Source organism: Chryseobacterium sp. HNCC26DJ238, from assembly GCF_057180465.1.
In genome coordinates this window covers 228,945-249,450 of sequence record NZ_JBXUGI010000002.1, presented here as the reverse complement: position 1 = coordinate 249,450, position 20,506 = coordinate 228,945, and the positions used below count along the sequence as shown (strand labels likewise).

The window sequence follows — 20,506 nt, the reverse complement described above, 5'->3', positions numbered from 1 at the left end:
TGTAGATATTATTGCAGACTGTAATCTTTTTCAAAATCTTTGGTCATTAATTCATAAATAATCCTGAACCAAACGAGGATGCAAGGTACAGCTTTTAAAGAATATTTGACGATGTAATTCACCTTAACTGATTTTGGAAACAGATCTGAAGGTGAAAAACAGGTGAGAATGATTACAAAAATAAGCAACCCCCAGATCAGTGGTGTTCTTTTTTTCTGCATAAAAAACCAGATCATTACGCCTGCAACGGCAATGATATAAGTCGGAGATTCTGATCCTGAACTGAACAATACCAGGAAAAGTAAAGTCGAAGCCAGTATCATCAGCTGAAAAGTATAATTTTTATACTGTTTGATCCGGATGTAAGGCAGCGCAAACAAAGGAAGCCCAAACGCTAAAAATGAAAGATTTGATATGGAAGAATCCCCTAAAATTCTTCTTACAAAACCCATCAGCGATATATCCTGATAACTGTTTAATCCTTGATTCTGTCCGTTTTTTTCTGCCAGTGAAATGGACCAGTCCTTATAACTCTGAATGACAAATTCAGGGCTTGAAAAGATCATCGGAAATACAAAAAACAGCAATGCTATAATAATTCCAGCAATGATAAATTTCGTTTTATTTTTAATGAAGAAAAACTGGGAAAGTCCGACCACTCCGTAAATCTTGACAAATACTCCTATCATTAAGGAAACAGCAGATTTCACTTCTTTTTTCTCATAAATATACACTGCAGATAACATCAATAACCCGGTGAGAGCAATATTAAACTGTAAACTCAAAGCAGCGGTAATAAATTCCTGCAGGCAAAGTAATGCAAACAGTGCTTTTTTGCTATCTGAAAAGGGAAGCTTATAGATCGCATAAATAAATATAAATGTATTGGCTACATTCCACAAAGAAATCCCGAGCCAATCCGGCATCAAAGCAAACGGGGCAATGAGCACACTGAAAAAGATCCCGTAATGATTGGAATCCTGAAAATGCTCCGGATACTGCAGATACAGATTTTTCTCAAGCAGCGTATTGATGTAGGTATACTTAAAAATCAGGTAGTTATTAATCGCCTGATATCCTCTTGCGTACTTTGAGATCGCAGTAATCATTGCAATCATAAGATAAACCCCAAATATATATCTGGGGTTTAAAATAAACTTTAAAATTTTTTGTTTCAAGGTAATGAGTTTTTGGTTAGTTGTATTTAAACCGCAACATTATTCTCTCTCAAAGCATCATTCAGTGAGGTCTTTTTATCGGTAGACTCTTTTCTCTGACCGATAATCAAAGCACACGGAACCTGAAACTCTCCGGCAGGATACTGCTTGGTATAACTTCCAGGGATAACTACTGAACGTGCAGGAACCCTTCCTTTAATTTCGATCGGTTCAGCACCCGTAACATCAATAATTTTAGTAGAAGCGGTCAAAACAACATTTGCTCCTAAAACAGCTTCTTTTTCTACATGCACGCCTTCAACAACGATACATCTTGATCCGATAAAGCAGTCATCTTCGATGATTACCGGTGCAGCCTGAAGCGGCTCCAGAACACCACCAATACCAACTCCACCGCTCAGGTGAACATTCTTACCGATCTGTGCACAGCTTCCTACAGTTGCCCAGGTATCTACCATGGTTCCGGAATCTACATAAGCCCCGATATTTACATAAGAAGGCATTAAGATAACCCCTGAAGCAATAAATGCACCTTCTCTTGCTACAGCGTGAGGCACTACTCTTACACCTTTTTCAGCATAATTTCTTTTCAATGGGATTTTATCGTGAAATTCAAACGGACCTACTTCAATAGTCTCCATTTTCTGGATCGGAAAATACATGACCACCGCTTTCTTCACCCATTCATTTACCTGCCATCCGTTTTCGGTTGGTTCAGCAACACGAAGTTTTCCGGTATCTAAAAGAGAAACAACTTCTCTGATGGCTGCCTTGCTGTCTTCGTTTTGTAATAAATCTCTTTGATCCCAGATAGTTTCAATAGTTTGTTGTAACGACATGTGTTTATTTTAAATCAGTTTAATAAATTTGAGTTCAAATATACAAAAACTTGTGTAAAGCCCCTGAAACTTATTATTCTGGCGGTAAGTAATTCATATTTAAATCGATGTCCTTATGTATATGGATTCAGTTCAGAATCAAATTTAACAGATCCATTAGAGGTGCTATTGATTTTTTTAACTAAACCTTTCATTAGCAGAGATCAAAGAATACAGCTGGATTCGTAATTAATACTTTGTATCAAGCAATGCCTGCCATTCTATTTCTGATAAGTTTATTTTATCTTATGAAAAACAAAATCATCCAATTTCTGATGGATGTATGGATAATAAATTTGGTTACTCTGTGACAAAATTTTCACACTCTATCAAATTGATAATGATGAGTTCTTCTGATTTCCTAAAATATCACGTATTATAAAATTCTTTGTGCACTGAGATAAGCTTTATTCCAATATTTCTCATTGAGTGAGGAAATGATGACCCCTTTTGAGGTTGACGCATGGATAAATTTGACTTCACCGTCATTTTCTATGGTGTGAACAATTCCTACATGAGAAACTTTAGTTCCACCAGCGGTTGCGAAAAAAAGCAGATCACCCGGCTTCACTTCTTTTACATCAATATTTTTCCCCGCAGTTGCCTGATCAGCTGACCTCCTGGGTAACTTAAAACCGTTTTCATCAAATACTTTGGTCGTTAATCCTGAACAGTCAAACCCGGATGAAGTGTTTCCGCCGAATTTATAGGGGGAACCCAGATAATTTTCTGCATCCTTTAATATACTCTTTACCGTTCCGGATAGTTTACCGTCAAATGCAGAATCAAGTTTTCGTAGATTTTCTGACTTTGAAACAGCCTTTGAAGTATATTTCTTCGATTTTGAAACATTTTTTGTGCTTCCACAGGAAATTGCCACAGAAGAGCAAACTGCCAAAACAGAAAGGATCTTTACTGCTGATTTGTATTTGAATATTCCGAAGTCCATAATCTGTTGATCTTTAGTTCTGTATCATTACACTTACAAATATAAACAAAATTATTAATTATATTATAACTATACTACAACTATACCAGAATTATATTTTAAAACGATAGATTTTGATATTTATTCTTATATTTGAAGTTCAAATACTGAAATGGCAACATATGAAAGCTTAATAAAACTGAACGGCACTTTAGGTGATCTGGTTTTTTATAATCTGAATGGTAAGAATATCGTCCGCAAAAAGAGCGGATTCAATAAAAATGCCTTTAAGAAAAGTCCATCTTATGAAAAAGTCCGTCAGAACAGTTCAGAATTCGGACACTGCTCAAAGATTGGGAAACTGATCCGACAGTGCCTGGAAATCTACATAAAAGAAGCAGAGGATCCCCTACTATACCAGAGATTCGCTAAGCTGATGACTGAAATAAAAGATCTGGATCTGATTTCAGAAAAAGGAAAAAGAACCGTAATAAATGGTCTGGCAACAGAATCCGGATCTCAGATGCTGAAGGATTTTCAATTTGGAACTATTCAGCCCCTGCAAAATTCTGTAAGTATCACTTCCGGACTATGGGATCACAGTCTAGTGATTGATAAAAATCCCGCGATCAGTGAAGTGGTCCTTGAGACTTTAAAAATTGATTTTGATGCATATCAATCTGACCATCGCAGAGAAGTAATCGCTGTAGAAAAATCGCTTAATGAATATGTCTTTCAAAAACATTTTGAGGAAAATGAGATGAAATTTTATTTTGTTGCTTTAAAAAAAGGTGATAAAATCATTCGGATGGGGTTTGTGTAGGATTGGTCTATTTCTCCTTTCATGACTCCTTTAATTTGGCAGGTGAAGGACAAAACTTTGCGTTAAGAAAATCAATTCTGTGATTCTCTTGTAAACAGCAAATATTTTCTGGGTTTAGATTCCTCTGGAATGACAAACTGTGTGCTGAGAATTGAGTTTTTTATGAATGATAAAAAAGTATTCATTGAATCATTTCAATCGCCTACCTGTCATTGATTTAATCTAATCTTTTATTTCGGGAGGAATCTCAATAGCAAATTTTTGATAAAGTTAGATTGGTCAGTAAATAATAAGTGATAAACGGTGCTTAAAAAACTTCACCATTTAAATTGATTCGCTATTTTCAAACGCAAAGTTTATTTAAGTACCGCATCATTAAAGGAGCAAAGAAAATGGAATCAATGAATTGAGTCTTATAAAGCTAGCTTCATCAGCGGCTTGGCCGCCCTTCTTTGCTTCTTAAAAATTAGCAGCTTGCATATAAAACTTTGCGTTAAGAAAATTAAGTTCTGCAATTTTACGATAAGCTAGAATATTTGGGTTTAGATTCCTCCGGAAAGACAAACTGTGCGCTGAGAGTTTAGTTTTTTATGAATGATAAAAAAAGTATTCATTGAATCATTTCAATCGCCTACCTGTCATTGATTTAATCTAATTTTTTATTTCGGGAGGAATCTCAATAGCAAATTTTATGAAGAAATTCAGACTCTTTGGAAATCGATGATAAGTGGTGCGTAAAAAATCTTATTCTATAAATTGATTCTGCTATTTTTCTAACGCAAAGTTTTATTTAAATGACGCATTATTAAAGGAGCAGAGAGAGGAAATCAATGAAATTGATTTTTATAAAGCGAGCTTCATCAGCGGCTATGCCGCCACTCTTTGCTCCTTAAAAATTAGCAGGTTGCATGATAAAACTTTGCGTTTAAAAAAATTAACTCTGCAACTTCCTTACAAATAAGCAAAAATTTACTGGGTTTAGATTCCTCCGGAATGACAGACTGTGCGCTGAGAGTTAATTCTGTTTACTATTTAAATTGATTTGTTATTTTCAAACGCAAAGTTTTATTTAAATAACGCATCATTAAAGAAGCAGAGAAATGGAATCAATAAAATTGATTCTTATAAAGTGAGCTTCATCAGCGGCTTTGCCGCCACTCTTTGCTCCTTAAAAATTAGCAGATTGTATGATAAACTTTGCGTTAAGAAAAACTCAATACTGCACTTTCCTATAATTAAAAAAGATTTTTAAACACGTCAGGTTCTGTCGCCTCGCCTCTGTATGTTTGCCGTAATATTAAGTTTGGATGAAATATCCCCACAAGTACTTTAATATTCGTTAAAAAAAAGTTAAATTCGCCAAAATATAATAATTAAAAACTCAAGTATGAAAAAAATCTATGTGAGTGCCTGCCTTCTTTGCTTCACAGGTCTGTCATTCGGACAGGATTTAATCTGGCAACATGATATCAGATCATCAACTCAAGACTTCCTTTCCCAGGTCACTACAACCATTGACCAGCAGTATCTCATCAGCGGAAGTGCCATTCAAAGCTCCAACCTTCAACAGGCTAAAGGATCTCAGAACAATGGATACGACTTTAAGATCATCAAACTCAACCAAAACGGGGATACCGTATTTGAAAAATATTTCTCAGGAAAGAACCATGATTTCCTGGCTGCAACCGTTGCTACACAGGAGGGCGGATTTGCCATAATAGGAACTTCGTACTCCGGAAAAGGGCTGGATAAAAAGGAGGATTCCAAAGGAGGCTCAGATTTATGGTTGATAAGAACAAATCCAGAGGGAAATGAAATTTGGCAGAAAACATTGGGCACAGCCCAGGACGATGAAGCCAGAGCGGTCATCCAGACCACTGACTTAGGATTTGTTGTTGCGGGCAATGTACAGAACTCACCCGATGGTTTCGGTTCTAAAGATGTTATGATCATCAGGCTCGATAAGAACGGAAAAGAAGTTTCCCAGCTGATCCTCGGCGGGAGAGGAAATGATGAAGTGGAAAAAATGATCCCGACCGCTGACGGCGGTGTTCTGTTGGGCATATATTCAAGGAGTGCATCCTCCCCCAACTCTTCCAAAGGAAAGGAAGTTAGAGATGCATCGCCTAAGAATTCCCAGACAAAACTGAATACCTATTCCAAAAAAACAGAGAATGAAGGTGAAGGAGATTACTGGATCGTTAAAATATCAAAGGAAGGAAAAGTTGAGTGGGAGAAGAATTACGGAGGGAAAGGAGATGACCACCTGAGAACTTTAGCCATGACCTCTACAGGATACATCATCGGAGGCGAATCAAGATCTGAGAGATCAGGAAATAAAACCGTGGGAATTGAAGAGGGAACAGACGTATGGCTCCTCTCGCTCAGAGAAACAGGAGAAGAAAACTGGCAGAAGTCTTACAGTTTTAAGAACCGGGATATCCTGATGGGACTCAGCGTTATAAAAAGTGCAGACGATAAAAACGCAAAAGGATTTTTAATTGGCGGCTACACGCAGGCAGAAGGAAGAATTGAAGCAGATGATGAAACTTTCTGGATGCTCTACCTCGACCAGAACGGAAATGAACAATGGAGAAAGCACGTCAAAGGAGAATCCAGGAAGAAGGAAGAACGGTTATCGGATATCAAACTCAACAGGGACGGATCGATCATCCTGGCAGGAACCAGTGCTGAGGAACTGGGCAGAGAAAACTGGAAGATCGTGAAACTGGGCGATAAGCAATTGGATCAGCTGATTGAAAAGCAGGATATCAAGATCTACCCGAATCCGGTTTCGGATTATGCATATGTAGAAATCGGTTTTGACCCTTCGACATCAGGTCAGGGTTTCAAAGAAGCGGACATCACGATTTATGATATGGGCGGACGACAGCTGCAGAGTTTAAAGACCAAGAATAAAGTCACCAAGATCAATACGCAGAACCTGATTCAGGGAGCGTATCTGGTGACAGTGAAAACAGATACGAATAAAACGGCGAATGCTAAATTGATTAAAAAATAAAACACAAATGAAAATAAATAAAACAGTACTATTTTTATCTATCGTAGTTAGTAATATCTACAACAGCCAGTCACAAAATCAATTGGACAAATTAACGAATATAGTCCCTCCCTCACCTCAAGCATTTAATATTGTTCAATACGGCAACCAGCCTTTAAATGAATATAAAGGAATGACTCAGATCAGTATTCCTGTGACTGGAATCAAAAATAAGGATCTATTTAACAATATTGAGCTAAGATATTCTAAATTAGGCGTTAAAGTAAATGATATCTCCTCTAATGTTGGTGTAAGCTGGATCCTTGATATGGGAGGAGTCATTACAAGAACAATATTTGATTTGCCTGATGAGAAGCAGTCTACCTCCAACAGATTGATTTTTAACAATATATCAGAGTTTATACACTTACCTAACAGCCAGAATGGTTCTTCCAATGCAGCTTTGCTCAATTCTTATATCAAAAATGAATCATTAGACAATGAAATTGATATTTTTAATATTTCTGTCAATGGTCTTACGGGAAGTTTTTACCTAAACAAAGATTTTAACCCTGTTTTGCTTACAGATACCCACCAGTTTAAAATAGAAACAGTGGGTGATTTTAAAACTTCTCATGAACTTCTGTTAACCTCCAATGATGGGATTAAATACTACTTTGGTGGAATAAATGCTACTGAAACGACATGGAACAGGGAATCTATTCAGCATTCAGGAATCACCAGTTTTTATTTAACGAAAATTAAGAACATCGCAGGACAGGAAATTAATTTTGAATATACAAACGTTGGAGGGAAAGCTTTTAATACTTCAAAAATAGAACAGCAAATTATTAATACTACTATAATAAATGGAGGTTGCATTCCAAACAGACAATTAGGGCAAGCATCATATGATAACAGGAATAATATTTTAAGAATCAATAATGCTAAAATTTTATCTCGAATTGTTGGTAATGAAACCAGTATTAAACTGAATTATCAGAATACAAATAATACAATATATGAGAAGCTAACTTCAATAGAGATTTTCACTAAAGAAGAAAAACATCAGACCATTGATTTTGAATATCTGGATAAGTATTCAGGAAACCACATGGAAAGATTTTTCCTTAGCGGAATCAAAAGATATACTCATAAGAATGGAGCTAAAATATTTGATAGTGAACATTTATTTGAATATGATGACCCTCTTTCTATTCCTGTTAGAAACAGTTATAGTGTAGATGTATTTGGTTATTATAACGGAAAATTCAATACCACTTTCATACCGGATTTGAATTTATTGTCACAGACACCGGTTTATCATTTACAGGGACTTAATCTTGCAGACAGAAGATCTGTTTTCAGTAATGCAGTAAAAGGAACTTTAAAATCTATTACTTATCCCACTAAAGGGAAAACTTTTTTTGAATATGAGGCATTCCCAAGAAAATCAATGGCTTATACAGGTAAATCGGGAACTGTAACTACCAGTGATATGCCTATTGTCACTGTACATAACTCAATGATAAACGGAGTTGATGTATTTGATAATATCTTAAAAATGAAACTTTCTATTTATCAGGAGATTTCATCTGCAATTCCCAATAATATGGGAAGGGCTAATTTCAAAATATTGGATGCCGGAACGAATGAAGTTCTTATCAATAAAGATCTGATCCTATCAAAAGCTACACCTGATGACGAAGGGCCATCTTCCAGAGAAGTTGTATTTGACTTTCCGACTGACCCCAGTAAGCAGTATAAACTTGTGATGACCCTTCTGAGACCCAATCTGCAATACAATGCCGATTATTCAGCAATGCATAAAGCAGGGTATGAAAAAATACATGAAGCAGGATTAAGATTAAAAAGAATGTATGATTTTGACGGCAACAATATGACAAATATTAAAAGGGTATATTATACTTCATTGGATAATATCAACAATGTTAACATATTGCCGGAAGATTCATATAATCCCGCAATATATTTGAGTTCAGTTTATGATATTACAGGATGTGCAAGTCAGAATCCATTTCCTAATTTAGCTCCTACAGCAAATCAACAGCTTGTATTGTCTTCGGAGAGTGTCAATGATTATTTTGATGGTGAAAGCAGGTTATCGCCTTCTTATCCGGTGGTAACAGTGAGCTCCGGAGGAGATAATTTTGAAAAAGGAGGAGAAGAAAAGATATTTTCACAGGGCAATTTTGACGAAAGTGTAATTTTAAGTACAATCGTTGAAAATAATGATTATTATGGTTCTGATTTATCTTCACTGGTAGGAACTTTAACCAATAGTTTCAGCAGAAACCTTTCTTTTGATGATTTTAATGGAAAGTTATTAGAAAGCAGGATTTTTTCCAGTAGTAACAGCGGACAGCTTTATTTAAAAAAGAAAACCAATTTCAATTACGACTTTATGCATTCAAAAACAGTTTTTAATCTGATTGGTAAAGATATATATGCAATATTTGGATTCGCACCAGGAACAAATTCCACAAATATGATTACTAATCTTTTTTTAATGTATTATCCCAGAAAATCTTATTCAGTACTTCTAAATAAAAAGGTTGATTCAGAATATTTTGAAAATGTCCCATATAATGTGACGGACGATAGTATATATAAAAAACTGACCACAACATCAAATTATTATTACAATAACCCTCTGCATTCACAACTTACTAAAGAAATATCAACATTTTCCGATTTAGCAAGTACTGAAACGAGCTACCAATATGCCCATGAGAAAGGTAATCAAAGACTGATCAACGCCAATATGATAGGTATTCCTCTGGAAACTTCTGTCGTTCAAAAACAGAATACTAATGATCCCGGAAAAGTTGTTGCTAAATCGGAAACCAAATTTGATAACCCTGCGCACCTGTTCCCGAGTTCACTTCTGTCTTATGACCTTCAGAACAACAGTTCTACCGAACTCACCTACGACCAGTATGACAGTAAAGGCAATCTCCTGCAGTATACCACCAAAGACGGCATCACGACCTCTATCATCTGGGGATATAATACAACCCAGCCCATTGCGAAGATCACAGGAGCCACCTTCGCTCAGGTGAACAGCCTGGCTTCAGCCATTATCGCAGCTTCCGATGCAGATGCCTTAGACCCGGCTAATGAACCGGCACTGATCAATGCCCTGGATGCGTTCAGAAAAAACCCTGACCTGGCAGCTTATCAGATCACGACCTATACCTATGATCCTCTGATCGGGGTAACAGGGATCACGCCTCCTTCGGGAATCAGGGAAGTCTATCTCTACTATACTGCCAACAGGCTCAAAGAAATAAGGGAGAACAATGCAACAGGCAAGATCCTGAAAGAATTCAAATACAATTACAAACATTAAAACACATCTTATGAAAAAAATAATCATCCCGATCAGTGCCCTGTTTGTAGTGGGGCTGTCCCATGCACAGAGCACAAATCTGAGCACGAACGAAAATTACGTTTATTCCAAGACCTATCTCTCTGACCCCTCCCTTCCCAATCCAAAAAGTGTGGAAACTGTTCAGTATATCGACGGTTTGGGAAGACCCAAACAGGTCGTCAATATCAAAGCCTCTCCTACCCAGAAAGATGTGGTGACCCACATCGAATACGACGGATTCGGAAGACAGGTAAAAGACTTTCTTCCCGTACCGCAGAGCGGAACAATGAACGGTGCCATCGTTCCCAATCCCCTTGCCAATGCCACGCAGCCTGAGATCTACGGATCTGAGAAATTCTATGCGGAGAAAATTCTGGAAAACTCCCCCTTAGACCGTATTCAGCAGCAGATTCAGGTGGGAAATGATTGGACTGGTAAGCCTGTTAAATTTGAATACGATGCCAACACAGAAGGAGAAGTAAAAAAATATACCGCAACCTTTAATTATTCAACGTTTCAATCACAGATCACGCTGTCGGCAACCGGTTACGGAGCCAACCAGCTTTATAAAAATACGGTAACCGATGAAGACGGAAACAAAACGGTTGAATTTATAAACGGTCGGGGTCAGACAATCCTCCTGAGGAAAATGCTGGATGGGACAGCCAGTGCTGACACTTATTACGTCTACAATGACTACAACCAGCTGGCCTATGTCATCCCGCCTCTGGCAGTAGCCGCAAATGCAGTGGATGAAACCACCCTGAACAATCTCTGCTACCGATATAAATATGACACCAGGAACCGTCCGGTCGAAAAGAAGATTCCCGGGAAAGGATGGGAATACATGGTCTATGATAAACAGGACAGGCTGGTGGCCACCAGGGATGCCAACCTTGAAGCGAAAGGACAGTGGCTGTTTACCAAATATGATCAGTTTGGACGGGTCGCATTTACAGGAATCAGTACCGGGGGAGCAAGAACCGCAGAACAGGCAGAGGTAGAACTCAATGGCGGCAACAACATGCTGCGGAGTGAAAGTGTGGGATTCAGCCATGAAGGAATGGATGTCTACTATACAGGAAGAGCCTACCCCGCAGATAATAAATACCTGCAGCTTCTGAGTATCAGTTATTATGATACCTATGCTCCTTACAGTTTTAATCCTGCTTTCCCTGCGACCGTATTTGGGATTCCCGTCATCACTGACAACAGTACCGGAAATAATATCAGCACTAAGAGTCTGCCTGTGATGAGTTTTGTGAAAAACATTGAGGATAACAACTGGACGAAGAATTATTCTTGGTATGATGAAAGAGGAAGAGCGCTGGCGAGCCACTCCATCAATCATCTGGGAGGCTATACCAAAACGGAATCACAGCTCGATTTCTCGGGAACCCCGAAACAGGTCGTTACCCGTCACAAGAGGTTGAATACCGATACGGAAAGAGTGATTACCGAGAACTTTACCTATGACCATCAGAACAGATTGTTGGTGCATACGCATCAGGTAGACAATAATCCTGTAGAATATCTGGCTCAGAATGAATACAATCCCCTTTCGCAGTTGAAAACAAAGAAAGTAGGCGGGGTAAGTTCATCCAGCCCTCTTCAGACCGTGGATTATCAGTATAACATTCGTGGATGGATGACGAAGATCAATGATCCGGTGAATTTGGGAAGTGATCTGTTTGGCTATAAAATCAAATACAACCACGTAGAAGGAGAAGAAAATCCCAATACTGATTTTATGGATCTGAAAGTCAAACCCAGATTTAACGGAAACATCGCTGAAGTAGACTGGAAAACCAATACCGCAGCAGGTGACAACCTCAGAAGGTATGGATATGTTTACGACAGACTCAACAGACTCCTGGCAGGTTTTTACCAGAAAGATGTCAATCCTTCAGCTAAAGAATATTTTGAAAAAACAGCATATGATCTCAACGGGAATATTACCAACCTGAAAAGATCAGAAGGGGTATTACAGGGAAGCGCGACGGCTATGAGGATTGATGACCTTAATTACAGTTACACCGGAAACAGATTAAACAGCGTTACGGATATTTCAGGTCAGTATTCAGGATATCCCGAAGCTTCGGGAAATCCCATTTCGTATGATCTGAATGGAAACATGGAAGATCAGAAAGATAAGGGGATCTTAAAAATAAACTACAACATCCTGAATCTTCCGGATTACTATAAATTTGACATAGAATACATCGTCAGAAATAAAGATGGAGAAAATGAAATTCGGAATGTAAGGTTAGATTACTTATACCGTGCAGACGGCACAAAGCTGAGAAAGAAATACACTTATTTTTTTAATAAGGGTAAAGCAGAGCGATACAACAGTACAGACTATCTCGACAGTTTTCAGTATTCCGGAAACCAGGGAGTGATGACCTTGGATTTTCTTCCCACTCCGGAAGGATATTATGATTTCAAAAATAATAGTTATATTTACAGCTACACTGATCACTTAGGCAATGTAAGGCTGAGTTATCAGAAAGATGAATCAGGAAATGCAAATCCTGTTGATGAAAATAATTATTATCCTTTTGGATTGAAGCATGAAGGATATAATTATCTAAGTGGAAGCCCAGCCTATCAATACAAGTATAACAATAAAGAATTACAGACTGAGACGGGCATGTATGATTACGGCGCAAGGTTTTATATGCCGGATATTGGGAGGTGGGGTGTGATGGATCCGCTGGCGGAAATTAATAGAAGGTTTACACCTTATAACTATGCTATCAATAATCCTTTGAGATTTATTGACCCAGATGGAAGATCAGAACAAGATTGGGTAAAAAGAACAGGTCAGAGTAATTGGGAATATCGAAGTGATATTACATCTGCTCAACAAGCTTCAGATGAAGGATTCGTTTCTTATGCTAATGGTCGTGGAGATAAAAATAGTTCTTACACAACGTCTTTATCTCAAAATGGTGTTGATACAGGTATAATTCAAACGATAACTTTAGGAGAAGGCGGAAATTGGTCAGCTTCCGTAGGTGGTAATGTTGTTGATAGCGGAACAGCAAGAGATAGCTATACAAATATGAAACCTGTAGATGACTTTGGAAAATTTATGGCGGGTTTTGTAGCTTTTCCTATGCTATTGGAAGGTTCACCTTTTTTAGTTTCTGGAGGTTCTGCTGAAGTCTTAGGAGGTAAAGCAACATTAAGTGCGGCTACTCAATTTTTAGGAACAGGGGATGTTAATATAATGAGTGTAGTTGGAGATACTTTTGGAGCATATGGTTCTGGAGAAGTTTTCGGTGGTGTTAGTGAGCTTTCGGCAAAGAAGCTAATTAATGGTGAATCTGCATTTAGAACTGTTTTTAATGGCAGTATGTCACCTCAAGAAGCAACATCCAATATAGGAATTGCTTTAGGAAGTAAGGGATTGGGAAAATTAAATGGAGCTACAAAAGTTGGAGCTACAGGAGCGGGCAAAGCTGTAGTAGGTGTAAATAATTTTCTTATAGGAACAGGTATGTATGGAGCGGCAGCCGCAAATGCAACAGAAATTCAGAAAAAACAAAAGTAGTAATATGATTTTTTTCAAAAGAAAATTTTACATTGTATTTTTTGCAGTCTTTTTTATAGGAATATTTTCATATCAATATTTTTTTGTTAAAAATTTTAAAAACTCCTATAAGCAAAAAGGATTCTATACAATTGGCAAAATAAAAGAGATTAAAGGATATGGAAGAGGAACAGGTTTTAATTACATATATACTTTTAATTTGAACGGAAAAAAGTATGAATCTGTTTGTGATATTGGAAATCTATCTTATATGGATGCCAAGAAAAGAATAAACAATAATTTTTTAGTAATATACCTAAATAATGATGTTTATAACAATAGAATTTACTCCAATATTCCTGTAAGTGATATAATAGATGATAATATTAAATTAAAGGAATGGATTAATGGTAATTTGAAAATTAAATCCAAAATCGACTCTGTTCCTTCTCCTGGATATTTTTTTCAGAACTACTTTTAGAAATTATATAAAATAAGCGACCGAAGGTCGCTTATTTTATTGTTTTTTATCAAGGAGATATTGCCCTTGCATTACATCTATTGTAAATTGAATTAAATCTTTTTGTATTTGAAAATTGTTAGGGATTAGAAATTCATCTGGTTTTCTTTTTTGATTCATTTGTTTAAATAATTTAATCAATTCTTTCAAATTTTCTTTAGAGTCATCTTTGAAAGTATAATAAAGCATTTGGTTAAAATACTTGAAATTACTGTTTTCTAATATTTGTTTCGTTTTACTATCATCCCATTTATTTTGTTGTGCATATTGTAAAATTATACTTTTACAATAATTGTAAACGTAATTTTCAAAATTTGTTGCTTTAATAAGTTCATCAATGAGAATCTTTTTATCTGCTTTTACTTCTATTTTTTGCGGTGGTGGTGACGTAAACTCTTGAGCGAAAGCAAATGAGTTAACAAAAAAGGTTAAGAGTAATAAAATATCTTTCATAGTCTATAAATTAGCAATTTTTTTTCTGGTTTTACAATATCGAATGTAGGTATCTATCAGATCGTAAAGCGTTTGTTTTTTTACTCTCTTCCAGTTGTTCCAAATCCTTAATTCTGTCTACTGTTCTTTTGTCAAAAGAAACCTGATTGGTTCCACCAACCAAATAATCCAAACTTACGCAAAGTGCATCTGCAATTTTTTGGCAGCATCAGCAGAAGGAATCTCTTCACCTCTTTCGTACTTGCAAATTATCACACGAGACACTTCGCTTTTATCTGCCAAATCGCTTTGGAAAAAGCCGTTTTTGTCTCTTAATGTAGTTATAACACTTCCTATATTCATCCCTAAAAGATATAAAAGGTCGTAATAATTAAATATTATATCAAAAATATGAAATTAAAGGGGATAAAAAAATCTGATATGCTTAAATGTTTTATACATGACCATAAAATGGCAAGTCTTCAGGTGAATTTAGAAAAGAACTTTTACAAATGTCATGGTTGCGGAAAAATAGGAGACGTTATCCAATTTATAGAAAATTACGAGAAAATATCAAAACACGAAGTAATCAGGAAAGCAGAAGGTTGATTGCTTAATAATGAAAAACCAAGACCAATTAGTCTTGTTAGTCGTACTGCGATTGGGCAGACAAAAATCTCGAGAGAGAAGTTTGCTCTTTTTTAGAAAGTACATTAAGTTATTTTAAAAAAGCTTTGTATTGTAGCGTTCCTGCAAAGCAATATATCGAGAAAATAAATTTGGATAACTCCATTTTAAAAATTGGTTACAATTCTGGTCAGTTCGATCATGGAGACGGAAAAGCAAAGAATTAATAAACAATGCTGTAGAAGTTGGATTATTATTAGATAAAGGATTAATTAACAACAGAACAGGAGAAAAAGGCTACAGTATTTTGCGAATAAATGTATTGCTTCCCCCCACCCACTGCGCAAAGTTTGCAACTTTAAGAAAATAAATAAACCCATAGCAATAGCGATGGGTTTATTATTGTAAAAAAAAATTAAATAATTTGGGCTGCAAAAACGAAAAAACACATATTGCAGAGCAACTTAAGGATATATTACTACAACTTTAATCGTATTTAAAGATGGTGATTCTAACGGTTTTCGAAACATAAACCTACAAAAAAATGATCCGGATTTCTTCCCCGCTGCACAAAGTCTACCTACTTTGAGCGGATAAAAAACAAACCCTTTTCAGACCATGGATTGCCAGTATAATATCCGGGGATGGATGACGAAGATCAATGATCCGGTGAATCTTGGAACAGATTTTTTCGGCTATAAAATGAAATACACAGATCCTGAATACAACGCTGTCGGATCTGGAAGATATAATGGGAATATTGCAGAAATTGACTGGAATATGTCTACCGTCAACAGTCGGAAAAGATATACCTATGCATACGACGGTTTAAACAGATTATTAGATGCGGTCTATACAGAACCGGATCAGACAGATCCAAGCACCTTTTATTATAACGAGAATCTGACCTATGATAAAAATGGCAATATAAAAACGCTCAAAAGATTTGCCTATCCGGAAGTGGGCAGTACAATAGCATTAAAGGTAGATGACCTGGACTATCAATATGAGGGTAACCGTCTTACTCAGATTATCGAGACATCTTTAAATATCGGATATGAAGGGGGTAACGGGATAATGGATTATGACAATAATGGAAATATGACCGCTATGCCTGATAAAGGTCTTTTTAATATGCGTTATAATCATTTGAACCTTCCCTCAAAAATGTCGATTTTTCAGCCCTACAATCCTGCTTTTGGAAGTTATGATATGAATTATCTCTACAGGGCAGACGGTGTAAAGCTCAGAAAAAAATTTACATCAGTTCCCGAGCGTTCAGGAAATGTCACTACAAAAATCACCGATTATCTTGATGGATTTCATTATAACCAGACTCAGGTTACAACTCCATGCATGTTTTGTCCGGTTGAATTTGCCTACGAAGAGCGTGCCTACCGGAAGGTGGCTCCACAGCCAATAGGACTGGAATCTGCTTTCGTACTTGACTTTGTGGGTACTTCAGAAGGATTTTTCAGTTTTAAAGAAAATCGTTACATTTACCAATACAGAGACCATCTTGGAAATGCAAGGGTCAGTTATGCTAAAAAAACTGACGGCACTGTAGAAATTACAGATACGAATGATTATTATGCTTTTGGACTTAATCACATAGGTGGTGTTAATAAAGGTTATCTGGGAAGCTATTACAACTATAAGTACAACGGAAAAGAAATTCAGGAGACCGGAATGTATGATTATGGAGCAAGGTTTTATATGCCGGATATTGGAAGATGGGGAGTTGTAGATCCGTTGGCGGAGAAAATGCGTCGTCATACCCCATATAATTATGCAGCAAATAATCCAATTTTCTATGTTGATCCTGACGGAATGTTGTCCGTGAGCTCTCTTCAGCAAATGTGGGATAATACGACATCCTCAAGTACATGGAATAATAAGGGTAATGGAAATTATCATGGTGGAGAAAATGATGATGTAAGAACCACAATAAATTCTTCAAGACGAGAAGGAAATACAGAATATAAAAATGTTAGTATGACTGTAACTATGAAAATTTTAAATCTTTCAGGTGCTGATTTATCATCTACAATGTTTAGTGGCTCCAAAGGTTCAGTTTCACTAAAAGAATTTCAAGGTCTAGGGTATCAATCATATGGTTCGTCATTAAATTCAAGTGTTTATATTAGTTCATTTAATATTGAATATGAAGTTGTTAGTAGCTTTGATAAAATTGGAAAAAATGACCATGTTATGATGATAGTAGATGAAGTTGTTGATTCAAATGCTTCTGGCGATACTTTAGGTTGGGGAACTACAGGTGGTAGAATTTGTGCGGTTGAAAAGAAAACAATAGGATCTAACCAATTTAATGATGTTGTAAAACATGAGCTAGGTCATAATCTAGGATTGGATCATTCAAATCGAGGATTGATGACTGCTTTTACTTCTGGATCATCATCGTTAAGTAACCCTGAGAAAAATATTATTTATACAGCTTCGGGGTTAGGTGTTATTTTATCACATGGAATGACTGGAAAATCTTTTTCATCTCAAGCGAGTTGGCTTAAAGGATGGGATAAAACTCCCTCTGCTACATTAGCTCGAGACTTTTATAAAAAAAATGTTAAAAAATGAGAATACTAATAGTTACTAGTTTGTTGTTCTATGTTTTAGTTTCGTGTAATAAATCTAATATTGTTGAGGGGAAATTATGTAAAGAATATGATATTGACCAGTATAAATTTTGCATTCCTGATAATTGGGTAAAAAAAGAAAATACTGGCTATGATTCAAATTTTTTTTTATTTGTAAATAAAGAAGACTCAATCGTTATTAGTAGTGGTGTTACAAATATAATAGATAATCCAATAGTTGTTAACAATGAGAGAGAGAAGCAAACGTTAGTTGACTTTTCTAATGGAGAATTATTGTCTAAAGATATAGAAATATATAAAAATAAAGATTTTGATATATCTCATTCAACCTATCTTAAAAATTATTATTATTATGATAAAATTAATAATATTGATGTGTTATTAATTTTTCCTAAAAAACACGAAGGTACTATTGGGGCAATTTTTAATAAAGATATTACAGATCAAAAACTTTCTATTTACTGTAACAATCCATCCATAGAAACACAACAGTCAATTAAAAGAATATTAGAAACTGTTAAAATAAAATAAATATTTGCTCTTAAAGTTTGCAACTTTGAGAAGATAAATAAAACTGCTATGGCAACAGTTGTCATTATCACTCATAAAGCAGGAGGAAAAGCAGCAACTGTCAACGAAGCAGAAACAGTTTCAGTATCAAAAATAATGTTCCGCTGCGCAAAGATTCTGTGTTAAAAACTTAATGTTTTTTTTTAAATTTTGTTAAAATTAAAGCGACCCTCACTGCGCAAAGTCTGTGACTTTGAGCTGATAAATAAAAACCTCGCATTTTGCGTGGTTTTTTTGTTTTATAAAGCGGTTATGTTTTTATTAAATATCTGGCTCAGAATGAATACAATCCGCTTTCACAGTTTAAAACAAAGAAAGTTGGTGGAGCAAGTTCATCTACTCCTCTTCAGACCGTGGATTACCAGTATAATATCCAGGGATGGATGACCAAGATCAATGATCCTGTAAACCTTAACGGGAAACTCTTTGGGTATGAAATGCGATATTCAAATCCTGTAAATCCTGGTAATGCCACAGCAAGGTTTAACGGGAATATTGCAGAGATCGACTGGAACAATGCTTCAGAAAATCTTTTGAAAAGATAACTACCAGTATGACAATCTCAACAGATTAAACAATGCTTTCTACAAAGAACCTACGACGGGAAGCAGCAATTATTTTGATGAATACCTGAGCTATGACCTGAATGGAAACATTGCCTCCCTGAAGAGAACAGCAATGCCTCCCGTAGCAGGAACAACCGGGGTGATGGTCGATAACTTGGTATATATATATTCGGGAAACCGCATGACACAGGTGATTGAAAATCAATTAGCTATTATAGTAGGATTGTTGATTAAATAATCCCTTGCTGTGCAAAGTCTGTGACTTTGAGCTGATAAATCAAAATGCGAGGTTTTTTATTATGTGGTGCAATGGCACTTTCTACGAGACTCTTTTTAGCTTTACAATCTGTGATGGTAAGATCTAGAAACCCTGCTACGCAAAAGAATTTGCTTACGAAGAGCATGCCTACCGGAAGGTGGCTCCACAGCCAATAGGATTTGAATCTGCTTTCGTACTTGATTTTGTGGGTACTTAAGAAGGATTTTTCAGCTTTACAGAAAATCGTTACATTTACCAATGCAGGGATCATCTTGGAAATGCGAGGGTCAGTTATGCTAAAAAGACTGACGGCACTGTAGAAATTACAGATACCAATGATTATTACGCTTGGACTCAATCGCATAGGGGGTGTTAATAAAGGTTATCTGGGAAGCTATTACAATTATAAGTACAATGGCAAGGAAATTCAGGAGACCGGGATGTTTGATTATGGGGCGAGATTCTAAATGCCGGATATTGGAAGATGGGGCGTTGTGGATTCAAGAAGCCAATATACTCACGAAACTTACACTTACGTTTTGAATAATAAGTTTTTGGAATCCTACAGGAAAGGAAGGAGAAGCGTTTGCACATTTTCGTACCTGTCCAAACACAGCAGAGTTTAAACCGTACATTGATGATAAAAACAATGTGTATGACTATAACCCTGAAACAAACGCTGCCACTTTAAAAGTAATACCAATTCAAGAAGTTACTTTTACTGGAAAAGCTATAAGTAGCAATTCTAGTCCTGGAAGTTTAGCGATGATGTCTTTATTAGTTTCGTAGGTGGATTCTCCAACACTTTGTCCTGCAGATGTTGCTGCTTTGGCAATGTTAATAAAAGCTGGAGCTTGTAGACATATATCAATTTACTCACCATCTTATACTACTATTGCAGATCCAGGCGTTGGTTACAGAAATTTAAAAATTGACAATAGTACTGATGACGATAAATATGTAAACGGTCAAAATGTACCAAAAGAGAAAAAAGTACCTGCTAGTGATAAAACAGGAAAGGAAGCAGCTATAGACGTTCCATCATGGGCGAAAGAACAAAGAGAAGACCGTATGTGGAGAAGATAGGAAAACTTTTGCGGAGAGAATTTTAAATGGTCAGTATGGTAAAGGTGAATGGAATAAAGGTAAAGCAAGTAAAGGAACAGGTTCTGAATTT

General features: G+C 36.3%; 16 protein-coding genes. 11 read left to right on the top strand and 5 right to left on the bottom strand.

From position 1 onward, the window contains the following. Positions 1–8: 8 nt before the first annotated feature. From AC2A07_RS02765 to AC2A07_RS02755, 3 genes are all read right to left on the bottom strand, one after another. The gene (locus tag AC2A07_RS02765; protein WP_484049164.1) at positions 9–1,184 is read right to left on the bottom strand and encodes a glycosyltransferase family 87 protein; all 1,176 of its coding nucleotides are present in this window, start codon (positions 1,182–1,184) and stop codon (positions 9–11) included. Between the two features lie 20 nt (positions 1,185–1,204). After that, positions 1,205–2,017, bottom strand: a complete 813-nt coding sequence (locus AC2A07_RS02760) for a 2,3,4,5-tetrahydropyridine-2,6-dicarboxylate N-succinyltransferase (RefSeq protein ID WP_484049105.1) — start codon at positions 2,015–2,017, stop codon at positions 1,205–1,207. Between the two features lie 415 nt (positions 2,018–2,432). After that, positions 2,433–3,005 (bottom strand): C40 family peptidase, encoded by a 573-nt coding sequence (locus tag AC2A07_RS02755; protein WP_484049104.1) that lies wholly within the window; start codon positions 3,003–3,005, stop codon positions 2,433–2,435. Positions 3,006–3,156: 151 nt separating this feature from the next. On the opposite strand from AC2A07_RS02755, the gene AC2A07_RS02750 reads away from it, so the two are divergent. The 5 genes from AC2A07_RS02750 to AC2A07_RS02730 all read left to right on the top strand — a co-directional run bounded on the left by AC2A07_RS02750 (position 3,157) and on the right by AC2A07_RS02730 (position 14,221). Further along, positions 3,157–3,807 (top strand): hypothetical protein, encoded by a 651-nt coding sequence (locus tag AC2A07_RS02750; protein ID WP_484049103.1) that lies wholly within the window; start codon positions 3,157–3,159, stop codon positions 3,805–3,807. Between the two features lie 1,387 nt (positions 3,808–5,194). Continuing rightward, a complete protein-coding gene (locus AC2A07_RS02745; RefSeq protein ID WP_484049102.1) occupies positions 5,195–6,829 on the top strand; it encodes a T9SS type A sorting domain-containing protein in 1,635 nt (544 codons plus the stop codon). A gap of 7 nt (positions 6,830–6,836) precedes the next feature. Beyond that, positions 6,837–10,181, top strand: a complete 3,345-nt coding sequence (locus AC2A07_RS02740; RefSeq protein ID WP_484049101.1) for a hypothetical protein — start codon at positions 6,837–6,839, stop codon at positions 10,179–10,181. Between the two features lie 10 nt (positions 10,182–10,191). Further along, the gene (locus AC2A07_RS02735; RefSeq protein WP_484049100.1) at positions 10,192–13,761 is read left to right on the top strand and encodes a DUF6443 domain-containing protein; all 3,570 of its coding nucleotides are present in this window, start codon (positions 10,192–10,194) and stop codon (positions 13,759–13,761) included. Positions 13,762–13,765: 4 nt separating this feature from the next. After that, positions 13,766–14,221, top strand: coding sequence for a hypothetical protein (locus AC2A07_RS02730; protein ID WP_484049099.1), 456 nt, complete (start codon positions 13,766–13,768; stop codon positions 14,219–14,221). A 36-nt stretch (positions 14,222–14,257) separates the two neighbouring features. On the opposite strand, the gene AC2A07_RS02725 is transcribed toward AC2A07_RS02730, so the two are convergent. Beyond that, positions 14,258–14,713 (bottom strand): hypothetical protein, encoded by a 456-nt coding sequence (locus tag AC2A07_RS02725; RefSeq protein ID WP_484049098.1) that lies wholly within the window; start codon positions 14,711–14,713, stop codon positions 14,258–14,260. A gap of 174 nt (positions 14,714–14,887) precedes the next feature. Next, positions 14,888–15,055 carry a helix-turn-helix domain-containing protein gene (locus tag AC2A07_RS02720; protein WP_484049097.1) on the bottom strand — a complete coding sequence of 56 codons (168 nt, stop codon included), beginning with the start codon at positions 15,053–15,055 and terminating at the stop codon, positions 14,888–14,890. A gap of 48 nt (positions 15,056–15,103) precedes the next feature. Here AC2A07_RS02720 and AC2A07_RS02715 point away from each other — a divergent pair, with 48 nt between their 5' ends. The 6 genes from AC2A07_RS02715 to AC2A07_RS02690 all read left to right on the top strand — a co-directional run bounded on the left by AC2A07_RS02715 (position 15,104) and on the right by AC2A07_RS02690 (position 20,415). Continuing rightward, complete coding sequence (locus AC2A07_RS02715) at positions 15,104–15,301, top strand: CHC2 zinc finger domain-containing protein (protein ID WP_484049096.1); 198 nt, start codon at positions 15,104–15,106, stop codon at positions 15,299–15,301. Between the two features lie 636 nt (positions 15,302–15,937). Then, the gene (locus tag AC2A07_RS02710) at positions 15,938–17,914 is read left to right on the top strand and encodes an RHS repeat-associated core domain-containing protein (RefSeq protein ID WP_484049095.1); all 1,977 of its coding nucleotides are present in this window, start codon (positions 15,938–15,940) and stop codon (positions 17,912–17,914) included. Further along, entirely contained in the window at positions 17,911–18,465 is a 555-nt protein-coding gene (locus tag AC2A07_RS02705) for a hypothetical protein (protein WP_484049094.1), read from the top strand. Before AC2A07_RS02710 ends, AC2A07_RS02705 begins: the two co-directional genes overlap by 4 nt. Positions 18,466–18,857: 392 nt before the next feature. Further along, positions 18,858–19,049 (top strand): hypothetical protein, encoded by a 192-nt coding sequence (locus AC2A07_RS02700; protein WP_484049093.1) that lies wholly within the window; start codon positions 18,858–18,860, stop codon positions 19,047–19,049. Between the two features lie 615 nt (positions 19,050–19,664). After that, entirely contained in the window at positions 19,665–19,796 is a 132-nt protein-coding gene (locus AC2A07_RS02695) for a hypothetical protein (protein ID WP_484049092.1), read from the top strand. Between the two features lie 322 nt (positions 19,797–20,118). After that, the gene (locus AC2A07_RS02690) at positions 20,119–20,415 is read left to right on the top strand and encodes a hypothetical protein (protein WP_484049091.1); all 297 of its coding nucleotides are present in this window, start codon (positions 20,119–20,121) and stop codon (positions 20,413–20,415) included. The last annotated feature ends 91 nt before the right edge of the window (positions 20,416–20,506 follow it).

Excerpts from the sequence above, each read along its gene's own strand:
- AC2A07_RS02760 (WP_484049105.1), bottom strand. The coding sequence starts at position 2,017 with ATGTCGTTACAACAAACTATTGAAACTATCTGGGATCAAAGAGATTTA.
- AC2A07_RS02755 (WP_484049104.1), bottom strand. The coding sequence starts at position 3,005 with ATGGACTTCGGAATATTCAAATACAAATCAGCAGTAAAGATCCTTTCT.
- AC2A07_RS02750 (WP_484049103.1), top strand. The coding sequence starts at position 3,157 with ATGGCAACATATGAAAGCTTAATAAAACTGAACGGCACTTTAGGTGAT.
- AC2A07_RS02745 (WP_484049102.1), top strand. The coding sequence starts at position 5,195 with ATGAAAAAAATCTATGTGAGTGCCTGCCTTCTTTGCTTCACAGGTCTG.
- AC2A07_RS02740 (WP_484049101.1), top strand. The coding sequence starts at position 6,837 with ATGAAAATAAATAAAACAGTACTATTTTTATCTATCGTAGTTAGTAAT.
- AC2A07_RS02735 (WP_484049100.1), top strand. The coding sequence starts at position 10,192 with ATGAAAAAAATAATCATCCCGATCAGTGCCCTGTTTGTAGTGGGGCTG.
- AC2A07_RS02730 (WP_484049099.1), top strand. The coding sequence starts at position 13,766 with ATGATTTTTTTCAAAAGAAAATTTTACATTGTATTTTTTGCAGTCTTT.
- AC2A07_RS02725 (WP_484049098.1), bottom strand. The coding sequence starts at position 14,713 with ATGAAAGATATTTTATTACTCTTAACCTTTTTTGTTAACTCATTTGCT.
- AC2A07_RS02720 (WP_484049097.1), bottom strand. The coding sequence starts at position 15,055 with ATGAATATAGGAAGTGTTATAACTACATTAAGAGACAAAAACGGCTTT.
- AC2A07_RS02715 (WP_484049096.1), top strand. The coding sequence starts at position 15,104 with ATGAAATTAAAGGGGATAAAAAAATCTGATATGCTTAAATGTTTTATA.
- AC2A07_RS02710 (WP_484049095.1), top strand. The coding sequence starts at position 15,938 with ATGGATTGCCAGTATAATATCCGGGGATGGATGACGAAGATCAATGAT.
- AC2A07_RS02705 (WP_484049094.1), top strand. The coding sequence starts at position 17,911 with ATGAGAATACTAATAGTTACTAGTTTGTTGTTCTATGTTTTAGTTTCG.
- AC2A07_RS02695 (WP_484049092.1), top strand. The coding sequence starts at position 19,665 with ATGATTATTACGCTTGGACTCAATCGCATAGGGGGTGTTAATAAAGGT.